Raw genomic sequence first — 19127 nt, 5'->3', positions numbered from 1 at the left:
CTGCAATGAATTTAAAAAAGGCGCCTTCTGGCGCCTTTTTGCTATCTAACGTGCAGATACAGGCTTCATAAGGGAATAACCAATCCATCTCCACCCGCCTTGAAGTAGTTTGCCAAAAGCGTTCTGAGTCGATCACTTTCTTATACTGATTGGTATTATTTGAGCTGTTTGAATAGCTATCGGTTATGGGCTCGTGTTACTTTCAATTTTAGATCTGTCGTCATTTTAGGCATTGTAAGGATTGATAGGGAGAGCCGTGACATGGGGCTAATTAGAATACTGGCGTTCCTGCTGCTATCTTTACAAGCTATCGCTGTGCAAGCAAGCCAATGCATACCAACTCAGTTTGATGAAACCGTTACCTTAGATTATGTCAATGATGGCGATACCATTACCTTAACCGATGGCCGTTTAGTGCGACTTATTGGTATCGACTCCCCAGAAATTGATTTTCAATTTCCTGAGCTCTCCCAATCTTATGCTACGCCTGCCAAAAAATACCTCTCAGAAGTAGTTAAACCTGGTCAGTCACTGTTACTTGCTTTTGATAAGCAGCGTTTAGGTCCGTATGGACGAACGCTGGCCTATGTCTACACTGAAAAGCTAGAGCATCTGCAAGAGATGATGTTATCCCATGGGTTTGCCAAGGCGCGAGTCTACCAAAATGACTATTTTTGGCAGTGTTTAAGCAAAATAGAGCGGACTGCACGCGAGAGAAAAGTAGGCTTGTGGAGCGATAAATCTTATCAGCCTTTGACCACAGATAGCCTGACTCGTGATGACAGTAATAAATGGCGAGAGGTAAGAGGAGTTGTTACGGGTTATGAAAGAAAAGGTCAAAATTTCGAGCTGAATATCGACAATAACTTGGTCGTGATGATGTCTCAGCAAGATATTGGTAAGTTTAGTAACATTTTGACGCTAAAACTGCTTGAAAGTCGCGTGATTGTTCGAGGTAAGCTGTATTTTTCTTACGGCAAATATCGCCTAAATGCGACGCATCCGTCGCAGATAACCATGGAAAATACCCCTTAGGAATAATATATAGCGATAAAGTTAAAAAATGAGAAGAAGCTATTTGAAATGAACTGAGATTCAAGTATCTTAGCGGCTATCAACTAACTGTTTTTTGTTCAAATAAAATGCCTTGAAAATGTATCTTTATTGAGCAGCAAGATTAACCTTTTAGTTGTCGACCTTTCGCTCAGGATATTATTAGTCGCACTCAGGATTAGAAAAATGGCAGATCTTCGTCAACAAGCCCTCGATTATCATGAATTCCCCGTTCCAGGCAAAACAGCAGTTTGCCTAACTAAACCCGCAGAAACTAGCATGGACCTCGCACTGGCTTATAGCCCCGGCGTGGCAGAGCCTGTACGTGAAATTGCGGCGAATCCAGACAATGCTTACCGTTATACAGGTAAAGGCAACACTGTTGCAGTTATCTCTAACGGTACCGCAATTTTAGGTCTAGGTAACTTAGGCCCGTTGGCATCTAAGCCTGTTATGGAAGGCAAGGCTTTGCTTTTCAAACACTTTGCAAATATTGATGCTACTGATATTGAAGTAAAGCACAGAACATCTGAAGAGTTCATCAACACCGTTGAAGCGATTGCTGATACATTTGGTGGTATCAACCTTGAAGATATCAAGGCGCCAGAGTGTTTTGAAATTGAAAAGGCACTGATTGAGCTTTGTAATGTGCCTGTATTCCACGATGATCAGCATGGCACTGCAATCGTAACTGCTGCGGGTATGATTAATGCGCTTGAAATTCAGGGCAAATCTATCGAAGAAGCCGTATTTGTTTGTATGGGTGCCGGTGCAGCCGCGATCGCCTGTATGACGATGATTGTAAATTGCGGTGCTCAACGCGAAAACGTCTACATGTTGGATAGAAAAGGCGTTATCCATACTCGTCGTGAAGACATTAACGAGTATAAAGCGCTATTTGCTAATAATACTGACAAGCGTACGCTGCAAGATGTGATTAAAGGTGCTGACGTATTCTTAGGTCTTTCTGGGCCTGACGTTTTAGGCGCCGAAGATGTTGCAATGATGGCTGATAAGCCAGTGATTTTTGCCTGTTCTAACCCAGATCCTGAAATTAAACCTGAACTTGCTCATGATGTTCGCAAAGATTTAATCATGGGTACGGGCCGTAGCGACTACCCTAACCAAGTTAACAACGTGCTTTGTTTCCCATTCATTTTCCGTGGCGCACTCGATGTGCGTGCTTCACGGATCAATGATGAGATGAAGATTGCGGCTGTACACGCGATTGCAGCTTTGGCGAAAGAGCCTGTACCAGCAGCTGTACTCGCTGCATATCCAAATGTTGACTCATTAGAATTTGGCCCCGATTACGTGCTCCCTAAGCCAACTGATGCACGTCTTCTACCTAATGTGGCTAAAGCCGTGGCATTGGCTGCGATTGAATCAGGCGTTGCGGTAATTAAAGAGCTTCCTGAAGGCTATATGGAGTCTTAAGGACTCTGCTTATCAGAAAAAAAGGGACCCAAGGGTCCCTTTTTTGTTGCCGAGCGTTTTTCGGTTACTGTATAACTGAATGTTATTAAGCTAAGGCTGGCTTTATCATTATTCTCTACTGTGGCGGTGAAGAGTATGATGATTTAGGTGTAATAAAAAAGATCCTGCAGGAAGCGGACTGATGAAACTGACTCGAATTCTGACTAAAAAATTGACTAGCTTTTGGCTTATGTCACTCGCAGGTGTCGCATTCATCTGCTTTTTGACCGCTATGGTCAGCTTTTTTCAACTTACCTATACCTTTCAGCAACAAAAAGTCACTGAATTAGAAAACCTTATTGAGCAGCAGCTTTCGCAACAAAGTAGTGGCCAGCTTGACGCTTGGTTACCGCCATTGCTTAAAGGATATCGAGCTCATTCTTTTACGTTATCTAAAGGTAATCAATCTCTTTTTGAGTATCAGTCTCCGGTTCCTCAGGGAAGTGGCGTTAATTATAAGAGTCAACTTGCTGGTGGAAAGTTATTGATGACGCTGACTTTACCGCAACCTTTTAGTCAGGGGGATATTGGTTGGCATGAGGTCTTGATTATCATAATTGGTTGCGCCGCCGTATTCTTGTTTGTCCGTTTCGGTTTTCGTTGGTTCTCGATGCATCTTGAGGGCATCGAGCACTTAGCACAACGCTCAAGCCTTATCCTATCGGGTAAGTATGATAAGGCGTTGGCAGAAAAGGGGCATGGCAAACCTAGGTTAATCAACCGTGCGCTAACCCATCTGTTGCTAGAGCTAGATGATGCCCATAAAGAGCGTGCTCGTTTCGATCAATTTATTCGCTCGAATACATTTCTAGACGCAGGTACAGGGATAGGCAATCGACTGTTTTTGAAAAACCGACTCGATGCTCTCAGTAACCATTTAGGCATGATGACGCCGGGTGTGCTGTATCTATTTGAAATGGAAGATTTGGATTTATTCAGTAAAGAGCTTACTGAGCAAGAAGTTGATGAGCTGTTATCACAGCTGATAAGTACCATAAATCAAATCCTGGCCAACAAGGCAAACTGTATATTTTCGAGGCGATCATATAATCAGTTTGCGGTAGTGGTGCCACAAATTTCACAACTAGAAGCGGACCAACTTGCCGCTAAGTTACTGCGTTTAAGCCTTAATCAGATTAATACCTTGGTTCAGCTGCCTGATGACTTTATGCATTTAGGCGGGGCATATTTTAAAGTTGGTGATGATAAAGATGCATTAGTTGAAGAAGCTGAACTCGCGTTGCGTTCAGCTCAGTTCCAAGGGGGAAGTAGCTGGTTTATGTATGATAAGGGCTCTGTTGATGGTGAACTGTCAAAAGGCTCTGTGCGTTGGCGAAGTTTTCTTGAGAATGTGTTGGTTAGCAAAAGAGTATTCCTTTTTTCGCAGCCAGTCGTTGACAGTGACTCCCACGCTCATCACCAAGAGGTGACCTGTCGCTTGCGAGATACGCAGGGAAACCTTGTTAGAGCAACCTTGTTTTTGCCTATGGCGATAAAGTGCGGCCTAACACCACAGATAGAACGGCAAGTCATCGAGATGGTGATGTTTGATCTGTTGCCAAAACATAAAGATAACAGCCTAAAATTTAGTATTAACCTGAGCTTAGATACCTTAACTAGCCGTGCCTTTGTACGCTGGTTGAAAACCACGCTACTTGAATATCGTCATTTAGCCCCAAGGCTTATCTTTGAGGTGAATGAAGATATTTTAGTCAACCATCAGAAACAGCTTATAGCGCCGTTGGATATGATCAATAAAATGGGCGCGAGTATCTGTGTCGATCGTGTTGGTCAACAAGTCGTGAGTACCGAATATATTCACCATTATCCTATCTCGCTAATCAAACTTCATCGTTCTATTGTTAATCAAATCCATCTGCGAGCAGAGAACCAACTGTTTGTTCGAAGCCTGATTGCAGGTCTATACCGCACCGATGTACAGGTGTGTGCAGAGGGAGTGGAAGTATTCGAAGAATGGCAAACATTACAGATTTTAGGCGTTAGTGCTGGCCAAGGGAGCTTCTTTAGCGAACCGATCGAAGAGGTATAGTTTGTTCTGGTTTTGTTGGTGATTGTTGCGGATTATTCCTAAAATGAGGTTTTATCTATATTAATCAGGGATAACTCGCTACACTGATGGCATAATAAGATTGTTGCGCTATTTGGATAAGATCTAACAGTATTTAATATACTAATTTACGTGTACACAATAATTTTTCAATCTCAGTGGGATTGGATTTTTGATAATTTTTAAGGCATGGATTAATGAACGAAAGCCTGTTGGATAAAATCCAGTTTTGGCGCAAAGCTGCACCAACTTTAGAGTTAGGTGTTTATATTTGCGCCGATAAAGTCTCGGTCTTTCAAGCGTCTACCGCTCAGGTCGACGCTAAAGTTATATCATTTTCTTTCAATCACCACGACTGGGAAGAAGCGTTTTCTCAAGTGACTAAAGAATTTGGCTATGCAAAAATCCAAATTGTATTAGCCTCCGAATTCTATCAACTGTTGTTGGTTGATAAGCCGAACGTACCAGTAGAAGAGCTCAAGGCAGCACTGCTTTGGTCTGTAAAAGATATCGTGACCCAGCCTGTCACAAACATTCAGCTGGATTACTTTGAATCATCAAAACAAACCACCAATAAAGTCAATGTGGTTGTTACTGAAAAGTCCTTACTCTTAGCATTATTATTAGCAGCCAAAAATGCAGGCTTAGTCACCATAGGTGTCTCCATTGAAGAGATGGCAGTGAGTAATCTATTTGATGATAACCAAGCGCGGTTGGTGCTAAGCCACCGTGAAGGGCAGGAGTTATTATTGACAGTCGTTAGAGCTGGCGAAGTTTTTATGCAGCGTCGAGTAAGAGGCTTCCTACAAATTGATAAGATTTCAGCTGAAGATTTAGCTTATGGCGTTGCCGACAACTTAAGTTTAGAGATCCAGCGCTCGATGGATTACTTCGAGAGTCAGTTGCGTGAAGCCCCTGTATCTTCGATAGAGTTATTGATGGATGGTGAACGTGTACAGCTAGCGAATTTAATTAGTGCCAATTTTGATCAAAGCGTTACGCCTCATAACGGCGCATCGGTTGAAGTTGTATTTGCCGAGTTAGCACTAGCTGAAATTGCGCGAGGTGAAGTGCAATGAAATTAAGAGTCAATCTTTATTCTGATTCACTATTTCCGCCAGAGCTGCGGTTATCTTTTTTAAAGTTAAGCCAAGTCATGCTCATCGTTGTGGTCGTATTATTGTTATCGAGCGTGGCGGTGTTCGCATTGAACTCTAGCCTTGAATCTGACAAGACACAGCTTATGCAAGATAAGCAGCGCCTCGATTCAGATAAAAAAGATCTCGAGGCAGCATTAGCTAAGCGGGGACCAAGTAAAGCATTGGTCGCTGAGGTGGAGTTGAAAGCCCAGCAGCTGGAACTTAAGCAAAAGTTATTCGGCAAACTGAGTCAGCAAGAAGTGCTCACTAGCTATGGCTATTCACCACTAATGACCGATCTTGCTAGCGTTGCTGATTCGAGTATTTGGTTAAACCGTATTCAGGTTAATGAGAAAAGTTATATTTTCGAAGGTTTTACCTCTAGCCCTGAAAGTGTGCCGTTATGGATTGAACGCTTAAAAACAACCACGACTCTCAAAGGTCATGCTTTTGCAACTATGACGATGAATCTCGGTGAAAACCAGCCGCTTGCCTTTAAGTTGACAAGCGATGCGACTCCTACCGGTAAGGAGTTGATTAAATGAAGCAGCAGTGGAATAAGTTAGCCGAAAAATTTGACGCCTTAAGTCAGCGTGAAAGAGTCTTGGTTGCAGCCGCAGCGCTGATCGTTGCTGGTTTACTGTTTTATCTACCGCTCGAGTCGGCTTTGAAGCAGCACGGTAAACTCAATGAGCAGATCCGAGTTGTTGAAAGTGAAAATAGGATCTCTGAACAGCAAATACAGCTTTATGAGGACAGTCTTCGAAAAGATCCTGATGAAGATTATCGTCAGCGTTTAAATAATATTAACCAGCAGAATAAATCGATTGATGAACAGCTCTCTTATCAGATGGTGGATATGGTGCCAGCTGATCATATGCCGACCCTGCTGGCTGGTCTGCTTTCTAAGATAAAAGGGATCAAGCTGAAATCCTTTACTTCAATTGCGCCAACTCCGTTATTGGAGGTCGGTGAAGATAAGAAGGTTAATCTATATAGCCACGGTATCCGTCTCGAATTTGTCGGTGATTACTTTGCGGTAATGCGGTTTGTGGAAGCCGTCGAAAATATGCCAAATAAGCTTTACTGGCGCAGTATGGACTATCAAGTTGATACATACCCTAAGGCCACGGTTTCATTAGAGCTTTATACCTTGAGTATTAATAAGGACTTTATCAGTGTTGCCAAAAAAGACTAGTGCGCTATTGATTGCTTTCTTGTGCAGTACTTTAGGTTTTAACCTTAACGCTGCAACGCTAAGAGATCCGACGAGGCCTGGTAATTTTTCAGGAAATACCACCTCGGTGAAGGCCTCAACAAATACCAGTATGGTGCTCAATAGTATCGTGCAGAAAGGTAGCTCAGCTTACGTCGTAATAAATAATCAAATTTTCACATTAGGTGGAAAAGTAAATGGTGTCAAAATCGTGCATATAGGTAAAGACACAGTGTCGTTAGCGGACGGTCGTAAGTTGACTTTGTTTCCAGCTGTAACAGATCTTAAGGGACAATAATTAAAATGCGCTCAATAATCTATATCACCCCTTTGCTGTCATTGTTCTTAGTGGCTTGCCAAACTGTCGACAGGCCTAATCCTGTAGCCTCTAAAGAGGCGTTAGCTGAGTCTATCGCCGCAGATAAAGCCGCAAATGCGACGCCGCCGCCAGCCGTCATGCCTGAAGATGTTCAGCGAGAGTTGTCATCCGATAACTTGTTGCAAGGTTTTGCACCAGCGAGACCGACTGAGCGACGTTTCGATGTATCCGCTAACAATGTCGATGCTAAAGTCTTTTTCCCTAGCCTGGCACAAGGCACTCCGTTAAGTGTTGCGGTGCACCCTGATGTAACGGGCAAAATTTCATTGTCTTTAAAAAGCGTTACGTTGAAAGAAGCCTTACAAGTCGTTGAAGATATCTACGGTTATGAAGTCAGCCGAGAAGGGCGCATATTACGTATTTTTCCTGCGGGGATGCGCACCGAAACCTTTTCGTTAAATTATCTGTACATGGAGCGCCAAGGTCTGTCTTTGACTTCGGTGAGTTCAGGTCGCATTTCAGATAATGACTCAAACTCTAATAGCAACAGCAATAGTAGCGGCAACAGCAATAGTAATTTCAATAACTCGTCTAATAGTGACTCTGGCTCTAGTAACAGTTCAAGTGATCAAACTAACGGTACCTTTATTCGCTCTGAGACGAAATCCGATTTTTGGGGTGAGTTAAAAGAGACCTTAGTCTCAATCATGGGTAATACCGGTGGTGGTCGCCAAGTGGTGGTAACGCCGCAAGCGGGTTTAGTCACAGTTAGAGCCTATCCAAATGAGATCCGCCAGATCCGTAACTTTATAAAGACAGCTGAAAGTCATCTGCAGCGCCAAGTCATCTTGGAAGCCAAAGTACTCGAAGTGACTTTGTCTGATGGCTATCAGCAAGGGATCCACTGGGAAAGTGTACTCGGTCATGCAGGCAGTACCGATATCACCTTTGGTACCAGCCCTACGACAGGTCTTAGCGATCAAATCTCTAGCGTGTTAGGGGGAGTGACATCGATTAAGCTGGAAGGATCAGACTTTAGCACCATGATTAGTCTGCTTGATACTCAAGGTGACGTTGATGTGTTATCAAGCCCACGAGTAACCGCATCTAATAACCAGAAAGCGGTTATTAAGGTCGGTACCGATGAGTACTTTGTGACTAACGTATCTTCTACAACAGTGGCAAGTAATACCCCAATAACCACTCCTGATGTGGAATTGACGCCATTCTTCTCTGGTATCGCACTTGATGTTACGCCGCAAATTGATGAGCAAGGCAATGTGCTGCTGCATATTCACCCCTCTGTGATTGATATTAAAGAGCAAACTAAGATTATTAAGATCTCTGGTAGTACATTGGAGTTACCTTTGGCGCAGAGTGAGATCCGCGAATCAGATACCGTGATCAAGGCCGCTAGCGGTGATGTTGTGGTGATTGGCGGTTTGATGAAGAGTGAAAATACTGAGATTGTCTCTAAAGTCCCATTACTTGGTGATATCCCATTCCTAGGAGAAGCTTTCACTAACCGTGCAAACTCAACCGTTAAGACAGAGTTAGTTATTTTGCTTAAACCAATAGTTGTCGGTGCTAACACTTGGGAAAACGAGTTGAAGCGTTCTCAAGAGCTACTTGATCGTTGGTATCCTGAGGAGCAATAAGCTTGTATCTGCAGCATTTTGGGTTAACAGAAACCCCGTTTTCTCTTACACCGAACACGGGATTTTTCTTTGGCCTCGCACCGCATGTAGAAGCTCTACAGGTGCTGCAAATGGCGTTACAAACGGGTGAAGGCTTTATAAAAGTAACTGGTGAAGTGGGAACCGGTAAGACGCTCATCTGCCGTAAATTGATGAATGATCTGCCTGAGCGTTTTCATTGTGCCTACCTGCCTAATCCGTACCTCACCCCCGACGAATTGCGCTGGGCTGTGGCGATGGAGCTTGGCTTGAAACATTCAAGCCAAATTGATCAGCAACAATTAACGGGCCTCATTCAGCAGCAACTCCTGGCATTAAGTGCACACGGCCACTCGATTATTTTAGTGCTCGATGAGGCGCAGGCTCTGCCCGATGAGAGTCTCGAAGCGCTGCGTCTGTTTACTAACTTAGAAACCGAAAGTCGTAAGTTGCTTCAGGTAGTATTATTTGCCCAACCAGAGCTCGATGAGCGTTTGGCGCAAAATAAATTTAGGCAACTTAGACAAAGGATCACCTTTAGCTATTGCTTACGTTCATTAACACTCGATGAATCATCAGCTTATATTCAACACCGGCTAACTGTCGCGGGTAGTGAAAATGGACGTTTGTTCAGCGAGCAGTACGCTAAGCGTATCGCAAAGGCGGCCAGAGGAATTCCGAGGTTAATTAATGTGTTGTCCCATAAAGCGCTGTTGGTTGCTTTCGGGGAAGGTAGTCAGAAAATTGAGCGACATCATGTTGATGCTGCGATAGCGGATACAAGTGATGCTATGACGAGTCAAGCTTTAGTCGTTAAATGGGCTATCGCCATCACTGTGATAGCAGGCATTTCAGTCAGCGTACTTTATTGGTTTAAAGGAGGCGTAATATGAGCGTAATCAACAAAATGCTCAAAGATCTAGATAAGCGCCAACAGCCCCATGGGTTGGAAAGTATGGCTACACCGCAAATAGCGCACAAAGCTAACGCGATGTCGAAGCGCCCCTTGGTGCTAACGAGTCTATTGTCATTAGTCATCGGAGGCTTGGTGGTCTTTTTGGCTACAGGTTTGTTGCAGCCCAATGCTGAGGCTGATTCACAGGCTAATCAAATGAGTGCCCAGTCGTCCACATCAACGAGTGACGTGAAGAAACTGCTTGAGAGTTCAAAGAGCGATGGCACATTAGTGAAGACTAAAGCTGAGGTGTCAGTTGAGCCTAAACTCGGTGTTACAGTATTAACCCCGTCTCAAAAAGCGCCAACGATACAAACGTCGACGATAGCGGCCTCTACAGTATCAGAAGCCACTAAGACTAAATCGTCAGTACCAACAGAGGCGACTACGCAGGTTATTGGCAGGAGTGAGCCTACGGTTAAGCAAGCTGATGTTGTTAAGTCTGCAAGCTCATTACAAGCTAACACGAGGCCTGATGAGCAGAATAAACGACAAACCATTCAAAATCGCTCGAGCTCAGATAAAACACAGCATGCAGTAGCCAATGAGGCCGCGGCGTCGACCGTGAAGATGAGTGTTGCACCAGCCAGTAAACGTTCGAGCGAGCTGTATAGTAGCGGTAATATGGCGGTCAAAGAGGTGAAGTTGTCCCCAGAACAGCTCGCCCAGAAACAGATGATGTTGGCAACTGATGCACAGCAGCAAGGGCTGCATAGTGATGCATTAACCTATTATGAAGCGGCGCTCGCGTATAACCCTGCACTGCACCAAGCCAGAAGGCTGGCGGCTGCTTTATATTACGGTCAAAATAAATTAGCTCAAGCAGCCAAGCTACTAGAGCAAGGCCAGTTACTATTCCCACAAGAGTATGAGTTTTCGTTGTTACTCGCTCGAGTTCAGCAGGCGGCAGGCCAAAACGAACAAGCTCTTAAGAGCTTAGCGATGATCCCCGATGCCAGTGAATTAGCGATTAAAAAATGGCACCAGCAAAGTGATTTAGCTCAAAAGCAGCAGGATTACCCCGTGGCGGAGCAAAGCTTTCGTCAGCTAGCTAAGCATGAGCCATATCAAGGACGCTGGTGGATGGGTTTAGGTTATGCGTTAGATGCCCAGCAAAAATATACCGAGGCGAAATTGGCGTATAACCAAGCTTTGTCACAAGGTAATTTGTCTGCACAGGCTAAAGTTTACGTCGATAATCGATTGCTGCAGTTAGGAGCGTACTAGTGAAACCCAAGTTAAAAATGCGATTAGGTGATCTGCTTGTTCAAGAGCACATCATCACCGAAGATCAATTACAACAAGCATTGAGTGAACAGCGTAATACGGGAAAGAAACTTGGGCGCACCCTAATTGACTTGTCATGTATCACAGAACAGCAATTACTGCAGTTCTTGTCGCATCAGCTCAACATTCCTTTCATCGATATTAGTAAACGTGCCATCGCTACAGAAGTGGTTAGTCTGCTTCCAGAGGTACAGGCTCGTCGTTATCGTGCCCTAGTGGTTGAAGACAACGGCGACAGTGTGCTGGTTGCAATGAGCGATCCTGCCGATCTTCAGGCGATGGATCATCTTGAGCTGCAGTTGGCTCCTAAGAGTATTTCTATTGCCGTTGTGACTGAAGAGCAGTTATTGCACGCGTTTGATAACCTCTATCGACGTACCGACGAGATAGCTGAAATTGCAGGTAGGCTTGAAGAGGAATATGCCGCCGATGATCTGTTTGATCTCGGGAGCCTGACCGACGGTGATAGCGACAACGAAACCACCGTTGTTAAGCTACTGCAGTCCATCTTTGAAGATGCGATACAGATGCGAGCCTCAGATATTCATATTGAGCCCGGTGAAAAGGCGTTGCGAATTCGCCAGCGTATCGATGGCCAGTTACACGAAAATATTTTGCCCGAAGTCAGTATCGCTGCAGCGTTAGTATTGCGCTTAAAGTTGATGGCAGGCTTGGATATTTCAGAGAAACGTTTACCACAAGATGGCCGTTTTCACATGGAAATTAAAGGCCATAAGATTGACGTGCGTATGTCGACGATGCCTATTTACCATGGCGAATCAGTGGTGATGCGTTTGCTGGACCAATCCGCAGGACTGCTTACCTTGAACGAAACGGGTATGCCGCCACAAATGCTGGCTAGGATCCGCCGCCAGATCAAGCGTCCTCACGGTATGTTACTGGTAACTGGGCCAACGGGTAGCGGTAAAACCACCACGCTTTACGGTGTACTCAGTGAGCTCAATACCGCAGATCGCAAGATCATTACAGTTGAAGACCCTGTTGAGTATCAGTTACCTCGTATTAACCAGGTACAAGTTAACCATAAGATCGGTCTCGACTTTTCTAATGTGTTAAGAACCACCTTACGTCAAGATCCGGACATTATCATGGTCGGTGAGATGCGTGACCAAGAGACGGTAGAAATCGGTCTTCGAGGCGCATTAACCGGTCACTTCGTACTGTCTACTTTACATACAAACGATGCGGTGACCAGTGCGCTACGTCTGTTAGACATGGGGGCGGCGAGTTACTTGGTTGCTAGTGCGCTTAGGGTCATTATTGCCCAGCGACTGGTACGCCGAGTATGTCAAAATTGTGCGATTGACTACTATCTCAATCCACAGGATAAAGTCTGGTTATCCAGCGTGAGCCAGCTCGATTACTCACAAGCAACATTTAAGATCGGTACTGGCTGCCAAAGCTGTAATGGCAGTGGTTACCGCGGACGTATTGGTGTGTTTGAGATGTTAGAGCTTGATGAGCCCATGATTGAGGCTATGCGAGGTGGAAACCCGCAAGACTTTACCCGCGCCGCTTATCAGAGTCCAAACTTTACTCCGCTTGCAAAGTCGGCCCTGAAATATTTAGCGCAGGGCATGACGACCATCGAAGAGGTCGCCAAGTTGGTTGAAGATGTCAGCGATAATTCATTAGATTTGGGTGAGGCTTAGGCATGCCTACATATCAGTACCGCGGTCGAAGCGCTCAAGGCGAGCAGATAAAGGGGCAAGTCGATGCGAGCTCAGAGAGCGCGGCTGCCGATCAACTGATGTCGCGAGGGGTGATCCCGCTAGAGCTTGTATTAGCCAAGGAGGTGAAAGAGTTCAGCCTTAAGGCCCTGTTCAAAGGTAAGGTCGCATTAGAGGAGTTACAGATTTTTACACGGCAGATGTACTCGCTTACTCGATCTGGTATTCCAATTTTAAGAGCGATAGCCGGTCTTTCTGAGACCACACATTCGGTACGCATGAAAGAAGCGCTCGATGATATTTCAGCTCAACTGACCTCTGGTCGCCCCCTCTCATCGGCGATGAATCAGCATCCTGATGTATTTGATGCTCTTTTTGTCTCTATGGTTCATGTGGGAGAGAACACAGGTAAGCTTGAAGATGCGTTTATTCAGTTATCAGGCTATATCGAACGTGAGCAGGAAACCCGTAGGCGAATTAAAGCCGCGATGCGCTATCCGATTTTTGTTTTGATCGCGATCGCTATTGCCATGGTGATCCTCAATATTATGGTGATCCCCAAGTTTGCTGAGATGTTTTCCCGTTTTGGCGCCGATCTGCCCTGGGCGACTAAAATCCTCATTAATACGTCGAATCTTTTTGTTAATTACTGGCCTGCGATGATAATTGCGCTTATCGGCACTTTTGTCGGCATTCGTTATTGGCATAGCACCGAGAAAGGCGAGAAACAGTGGGACAAGTGGAAGTTAAACATTCCCGTAGTCGGTAGCATCATCGAGCGCTCAACTCTGTCTCGCTATTGCCGCAGTTTTTCAATGATGTTGAGCGCCGGCGTACCCATGACCCAAGCGCTGAGCCTCGTCGCTGACGCAGTCGATAATGCCTATATGCACGACCGTATTGTGGGTATGCGTCGTGGTATCGAGTCGGGCGAGTCGATGTTAAGGGTATCGAATAACTGTCAACTGTTTACCCCTCTCGTACTGCAGATGGTGGCAGTCGGTGAAGAGACGGGGCAAATCGATCAATTACTCAATGATGCCGCCGATTTCTATGAGGGTGAAGTTGACTATGATCTTAAAAACTTAACGGCTAAGTTAGAACCGATTTTGATTGGTTTTGTTGCCTGTATTGTTTTGGTACTCGCACTCGGTATTTACCTGCCTATGTGGGATATGCTCAATGTGGTTAAGGGCGGCAATTAATGAAGAGTGTGGAACATTAACGTGCGGAGTCAACAAAAATCCGACGCAGAATTGATTACCATTTATGGCAAAATGATCGCACTGATAATATTGCTATTTGTGTTGTCTTACTTAGGCTTTCATTATTTTGGCAGCATTAAGCAAGTTGGTCAGCCAAGTATTCGAGTGGAGCATACTCGGCTACTGAATGTATTAGGGGTTGTGCGCTCACAATGGCTTATGCGCAGTAAGCCTGAAACCTTAGTACTCGATTGGTATTCAGATAATCCGGAGCATGCCTCATCGTCTGGCCAAGTGCGTATGGCTGTTGGTGGCTGGCCTATTCCTGATGAGACAAGTGTTGCTGGTTGTCGTCGATTATTGACTGAATTGCTCGGGCTGAGTTATGTGCAACAAATTGAAACACAGTTCAACTCAGATACAGGGGTGTGTCGATATATTGGCGACTCGGGCGAAAGTATTAGCTATCAAACAAGCTCTGGACGAGTCATTTTTTTGACAGAGGCCCGTTAGGCGCCTAAAAAGAGTGAAATTATCTGTTTTCTAATTTTAACAAACTGCTAGAATAGCCATATACAAAACTGGGGGTAAAATGAAACAACAGTATCAAAAGGGCTTCTCCCTTATCGAATTAGTCATAGTCATCGTGATCTTAGGCTTGTTAGCTGCGACGGCTATACCACGTTTTTTAAACGTAACTGATGATGCTGAAGATGCCAGTGTAGACGGCGTAGCCGGTGGCTTGAGCACTGCGGTGAGCTTTGTTCGCTCACAATGGGAAGTCGACGGTCGTCGTAATAATTCAGTTCTGTTGGACGGTACTAATGTATCGCTGGATACTCGTTTTGGTTATCCGACGGGTCTTAGCAATACCGATGCTAAAGGCATGGACCAAAATTCTTGCCAGGAAGTATTTGATCTTGTTTTACAAAATGCACCACGAAGCGTAGTTTCAGGAGTCGACGCGCGTAAAGCAAGATATGTAGTGAGCGTGGCAAAAGGAGCGGGTGGTAGCTCAAACACTATAGATGGCGAGCTTGTTAGCGGTCTTGATGTTTGTTTGTATTACCTCGCCTCATCACTGGTGTTGAATTCACAAACGGGCATACCGACAGAGGATTTAACGGACTTAAATAATTTGGCGGGCAAAGGGGTGACTTATAACCCAGGCTCAGGCCAAGTGGCGAGTTTTATTGACTAAACTAACTTAACTACTATTTAGTAGCTCTTAGTGAAGACGTTAATAGCAAAAGTTAATAGTTTACAGCTGACAGGTATTAGCCGTCCGCTGTATTTGATATGTGATTGAGGATATTTCTATGCAAAAGCAAAATGGTTTTACACTAATCGAATTAGTGGTAGTGATTATTATTTTGGGTATTTTGGCAGTGACTGCAGCGCCTAAATTTATCAACCTACAGAGTGATGCCCGTGCATCAGCGCTTCAAGGTGTTAAAGGTGCCATTCAAGGCGCTAACGGCCTAGTGTTCGCAAAAGCGGCTCTAGCTGGTGATGAAGCTAAGGCTGGCCCTGTGGATGTTAATATCGGTACAGATACGGATAAAATTGAGGTTCCAACAACTTATGGTTATATGACCGCTGAAGAGGCTGCATTTGAACTTGCTGTTGATGCAAGCTTTGTTGCTGAAGTGGGGATTCCTGCTGATAGCACTGAAGATTGGATTGTCGCAGAGGCTGGAACTCCAGGTGCTGGCGCAACAATGGTTATCTATCAACGTGGTGCTCCGAATGATAGTAAAACATGTCAATTGACATATAAAGAAGCGACATCTACAACTACCCCTACGTACACAATTGTAGATACTGGCTGTTAATCGGACCTGTTTAAGAGTAAATGAAAATGCAAAAGCAAAATGGTTTTACCCTAATCGAATTAGTGGTTGTGATTATCATCCTAGGTATTTTGGCGGTTACGGCCGCACCTAAGTTTATCAACCTGCAAGGCGATGCTCGTTTATCGACTCTTCAAGGTGTGAAAGGGGCTATTCAAGGAGCTAACTCTCTTTATTACTCGAAAGCGGCAATCGGCGGTTTTGAAAAGAAAGCAGCTACCGATACAACAGATCCTCTTCCAGTGGTTGGCGACGTAACTTTACAATATGGTTATGTTCAAGCAACTAAAGACCAGCTTGTGAAAGCACTAGAAATCAGTGCAGCTGATTGGAAGTTTGTTGAAACAGCTGCAACTGGCAATGCTGCTGCTTCTGTTGAAATATCTCCTGTTGACGCACCTGCTGAGTGTAAATTTGAGTACACTGAAGCTAAAGATGCATCAACGCCACCAGTATATGGCGCAATGCCTACTGCTGATCAGTGTTAAAGTTATCTGAGTGAAAAAGGCCTGCCTCGCAGGCCTTTTTTGTATCTGGGGCGTTAATGGTGGCTTTATTTGCCATAATTATTAAACTGTTGGAAAATTAGTTTTAGAATTTGCAGAACCTAGAACCTAGAACCTAGAACCTAGAACCTAGAACCTGCTAATACTCAGGCCTAGCTCCTAGAACCTAAGCTCATCAATCAGGACTGACAATGCATAGAGCGCAGCGACACGCCGGCTTTACATTAGTGGAGCTGGTGACCACCATTATCCTTATTGCCATTCTTGCTGTGGTGGTTGTTCCTCGCTTGCTTACCTCTTCAAGTTACAGCGCCTTTACCCTGCGAGATGAGTTTATTAGTGAACTGCGTAAGGTGCAGATCATGGCGATGAATAATCAAGATCGCTGTTACCGTCTGTCGGTAACTGACACCAATTATCAAGTCTCGCGCTATAATGGTCGCTTTAGTGGTGCTTGCACTGGCACACTCGTGCGCACCGATGCGCCGCAAGCGTTTCAAGGCGGCGCGAGCCTCGCCCTGCTCAATGGCGGCGCGAGCACCTTTAATATCGAGTTTAATGCTCTGGGTGTCCCCATAATAAATGGTGCTCGTTGCAGTGGTAATTGCATCAGTGTCATTGCCGATGAAACGCTATCTCTTGCGATAGAATCTGAAGGTTATATCCATGATGGGCAATAGATTTTCAGCAATAAAACGGCAAACTCAAAAGGCTTTTACCTTAATTGAATTAGTCGTGGGTATGGTGGTGATCAGTATCGCCTTCGTGCTGCTGAGTACCATGCTATTCCCTCAAGCGGAAAGAGCTGCCGATACCCTGCATCGAGTGCGGACTGCAGAACTTGCCCACTCTATTTTGAACGAGATTTGGGGTAAGCGTTATGATCAAAATACCAACGCCAATGGCGGCGTTCCGGCTTGCGGTGCGCCAGAAAATCTAGCGTTAGGCTTGCCAGCTGGTTTACCTTGCACCTCACCTAGTAAATTAGGCCCCGATACCGTTGCTGGCGTGACGGAGAATCGTAATAACTATAACGATGTCGATGATTACAATGGACTTAATATTAACAGTCTTATGCTTGACAGTAGCGAAACCTATGCTCAGCGTTATGTGAATTATGGCCTTAATGTTGAAGTGACATATAACAATTTACCTAGCCTAAATACTAAGCTTATTACTATCAATGTCACCACGCCCAATGGCGAGGTGATGACTTTCAATGCGATCAGGAGCAACTATTAATGCAATCGTTAATACGTCCAGCTTCGAGGTTGCAATTAAGCAAACTGAAACAGCTTAGAAGCCGCGGCTTCACCTTGGTGGAGATGATCACAGTGGTGATTATCTTAGGTGTGTTAGTGCTTGGAGTCAGTAGCTTTCTGCTTTTTGGCACTCGCATTTTTATCAACGCCACTTCGGTCGACCAAGTGATGAGTCAGAGCCGTTTCGCTATCGAGCGCATGACCCGAGAGATCCGTAACGCCGCGCCAAACAGTATTCGTGTCCGCGATAGTGGTGATGGTGCTTGGCAATGTATCGAGATGATGCCGATTATCTCTAGCGCGTCTTATATCGATATGCCTATCGCGCCAGCCTCTGCTGCTAGTAGTGGCACTGCGATGCAATCCAGTGCCAGCGCGCCTTTAAACGCGGATCAATTTTTGCTGATTTATCCACTGTCAGCAACCGATGTTTATACCTCAACAACTGGCTCGCAGGGCAAGTTATTTAGTATCAAGTCAATTACAGCGAATAGCACCAATGATCTTAGTATCGATTTTGGCCGAGCCGTTCGTTTCGATGCCGCCTCTCCACGGCAGCGTTACTTTGGTGTTCAAGATGCGGTGAGTTTCTGTTTCGAGCGAGTAACTCCAGAGCTGAGTTTATTAAAGCGTTACGCGGGCTACGGCTTTAATCACCCCAATTTACAGCCAGCACCTAATGATATGGGCACGGGAGTGTTGATGGCCGAAAATATCGTCAATACTATAGGTAACAATAGCCCTATTGCGTATACCCCGGGGACGCTACGCAACAATGCCATGGTGCATCTGAGTCCGTTGTTTGATGTGCAAGGGCAAACGTTTCAATATCATCATCAAGTGCAGGTGATTAATGTTCCATAACAGCATGCGATTCCTCTCTAGCCGCAACCGTGTCTCTCTGAAAGCTTTGGGGTCTATGAGCTCAGGCTCTATGAACTCAGGCTCTAGTATGAGCTCTGGGCAGCGCGGTAGCGCCTTGATAATCGGTGTATTCATCATCACGGTGATGTTTCTGTTGGCAGCGACACTGATTAATGTATTGGATGATGCCGATCAAGAGATCAGCATAGAGGTTTGGGGCACTCGCGCCTTTGCGGTAGCAAATAGCGGTGCGGATCGCGCCTTAGCGACTCTGTTTCCTGTCGATGGCAGCAGCGGCAGTTGTAATACTCTGCCACCTTGGAATACTCCTTGGAATATCGGAAATGAAACTGGTCTTGTCGGTTTTCATGGCTGCGAAGTGCTGATGACTTGCTCTGCAACAACCGCAACAACTAATTCATCACAAAATGAGATGACCCAATATTTGATTACCAGCACCGCAACCTGTAGTACAGGCCAATGTGATTCCGGTCGTGATAGCGATGCCAGCTGTATTCGAGTGAGCCGTCAGGTGGAGGTCGAAGCCCGTGATTAAA

20 protein-coding genes are annotated in these 19127 nt (G+C 45.1%); all 20 read left to right on the top strand.

Annotated elements, in window-relative coordinates:
- Nucleotides 1–261 precede the first annotated feature (261 nt).
- Nucleotides 262–1035, top strand: a complete 774-nt coding sequence (locus SHAL_RS19925) for a thermonuclease family protein (RefSeq protein WP_012278918.1) — start codon at nt 262–264, stop codon at nt 1033–1035.
- 204 nt (nt 1036–1239) lie between these two features.
- Entirely contained in the window at nt 1240–2490 is a 1251-nt protein-coding gene (locus tag SHAL_RS19920; RefSeq protein ID WP_012278917.1) for a malic enzyme-like NAD(P)-binding protein, read from the top strand.
- A gap of 181 nt (nt 2491–2671) precedes the next feature.
- Nucleotides 2672–4579, top strand: coding sequence for an RNase E specificity factor CsrD (csrD, locus tag SHAL_RS19915; protein ID WP_012278916.1), 1908 nt, complete (start codon nt 2672–2674; stop codon nt 4577–4579).
- A gap of 215 nt (nt 4580–4794) precedes the next feature.
- The gene (locus SHAL_RS19910) at nt 4795–5676 is read left to right on the top strand and encodes a hypothetical protein (RefSeq protein ID WP_012278915.1); all 882 of its coding nucleotides are present in this window, start codon (nt 4795–4797) and stop codon (nt 5674–5676) included.
- Nucleotides 5673–6281 (top strand): PilN domain-containing protein, encoded by a 609-nt coding sequence (locus SHAL_RS19905; protein WP_012278914.1) that lies wholly within the window; start codon nt 5673–5675, stop codon nt 6279–6281. Before SHAL_RS19910 ends, SHAL_RS19905 begins: the two co-directional genes overlap by 4 nt.
- Complete coding sequence (locus SHAL_RS19900; RefSeq protein WP_012278913.1) at nt 6278–6934, top strand: type IV pilus inner membrane component PilO; 657 nt, start codon at nt 6278–6280, stop codon at nt 6932–6934. Before SHAL_RS19905 ends, SHAL_RS19900 begins: the two co-directional genes overlap by 4 nt.
- Nucleotides 6915–7250, top strand: coding sequence for a hypothetical protein (locus tag SHAL_RS19895; protein ID WP_012278912.1), 336 nt, complete (start codon nt 6915–6917; stop codon nt 7248–7250). Before SHAL_RS19900 ends, SHAL_RS19895 begins: the two co-directional genes overlap by 20 nt.
- Nucleotides 7251–7255: 5 nt before the next feature.
- Nucleotides 7256–8929, top strand: a complete 1674-nt coding sequence (gene mshL, locus SHAL_RS19890) for a pilus (MSHA type) biogenesis protein MshL (RefSeq protein WP_012278911.1) — start codon at nt 7256–7258, stop codon at nt 8927–8929.
- A 2-nt stretch (nt 8930–8931) separates the two neighbouring features.
- Entirely contained in the window at nt 8932–9840 is a 909-nt protein-coding gene (locus SHAL_RS19885; RefSeq protein WP_012278910.1) for an ExeA family protein, read from the top strand.
- Nucleotides 9837–11129, top strand: coding sequence for a tetratricopeptide repeat protein (locus SHAL_RS19880; protein ID WP_012278909.1), 1293 nt, complete (start codon nt 9837–9839; stop codon nt 11127–11129). Before SHAL_RS19885 ends, SHAL_RS19880 begins: the two co-directional genes overlap by 4 nt.
- Nucleotides 11129–12862, top strand: a complete 1734-nt coding sequence (locus tag SHAL_RS19875) for a GspE/PulE family protein (RefSeq protein WP_012278908.1) — start codon at nt 11129–11131, stop codon at nt 12860–12862. Before SHAL_RS19880 ends, SHAL_RS19875 begins: the two co-directional genes overlap by 1 nt.
- Before the next feature lie 2 nt (nt 12863–12864).
- Nucleotides 12865–14085, top strand: a complete 1221-nt coding sequence (locus SHAL_RS19870) for a type II secretion system F family protein (RefSeq protein ID WP_012278907.1) — start codon at nt 12865–12867, stop codon at nt 14083–14085.
- Nucleotides 14086–14106: 21 nt separating this feature from the next.
- Complete coding sequence (locus tag SHAL_RS19865; protein ID WP_041416141.1) at nt 14107–14598, top strand: hypothetical protein; 492 nt, start codon at nt 14107–14109, stop codon at nt 14596–14598.
- 79 nt (nt 14599–14677) lie between these two features.
- The gene (locus SHAL_RS19860) at nt 14678–15286 is read left to right on the top strand and encodes a type II secretion system protein (protein ID WP_012278905.1); all 609 of its coding nucleotides are present in this window, start codon (nt 14678–14680) and stop codon (nt 15284–15286) included.
- A gap of 118 nt (nt 15287–15404) precedes the next feature.
- Complete coding sequence (locus SHAL_RS19855) at nt 15405–15920, top strand: type II secretion system protein (RefSeq protein WP_012278904.1); 516 nt, start codon at nt 15405–15407, stop codon at nt 15918–15920.
- Between the two features lie 26 nt (nt 15921–15946).
- Nucleotides 15947–16426 (top strand): prepilin-type N-terminal cleavage/methylation domain-containing protein, encoded by a 480-nt coding sequence (locus SHAL_RS19850; protein WP_041416140.1) that lies wholly within the window; start codon nt 15947–15949, stop codon nt 16424–16426.
- A 209-nt stretch (nt 16427–16635) separates the two neighbouring features.
- Entirely contained in the window at nt 16636–17124 is a 489-nt protein-coding gene (locus SHAL_RS19845; RefSeq protein WP_012278902.1) for a pilus assembly FimT family protein, read from the top strand.
- Nucleotides 17111–17686 carry a type IV pilus modification PilV family protein gene (locus SHAL_RS19840; RefSeq protein ID WP_012278901.1) on the top strand — a complete coding sequence of 192 codons (576 nt, stop codon included), beginning with the start codon at nt 17111–17113 and terminating at the stop codon, nt 17684–17686. The genes SHAL_RS19845 and SHAL_RS19840 overlap by 14 nt, the downstream gene beginning before the upstream one ends.
- The gene (locus SHAL_RS19835; RefSeq protein ID WP_012278900.1) at nt 17686–18570 is read left to right on the top strand and encodes a PilW family protein; all 885 of its coding nucleotides are present in this window, start codon (nt 17686–17688) and stop codon (nt 18568–18570) included. The genes SHAL_RS19840 and SHAL_RS19835 overlap by 1 nt, the downstream gene beginning before the upstream one ends.
- Nucleotides 18560–19126, top strand: a complete 567-nt coding sequence (locus SHAL_RS19830; protein ID WP_012278899.1) for a hypothetical protein — start codon at nt 18560–18562, stop codon at nt 19124–19126. Before SHAL_RS19835 ends, SHAL_RS19830 begins: the two co-directional genes overlap by 11 nt.
- Nucleotide 19127 lies beyond the last annotated feature (1 nt).

Source organism: Shewanella halifaxensis HAW-EB4 (assembly GCF_000019185.1).
In the GTDB taxonomy this organism is placed as follows: domain Bacteria; phylum Pseudomonadota; class Gammaproteobacteria; order Enterobacterales; family Shewanellaceae; genus Shewanella; species Shewanella halifaxensis.
The sequence above is the reverse complement of the archived record's forward strand: the minus strand, read 5'-3'. Positions and strand labels throughout refer to the sequence as shown.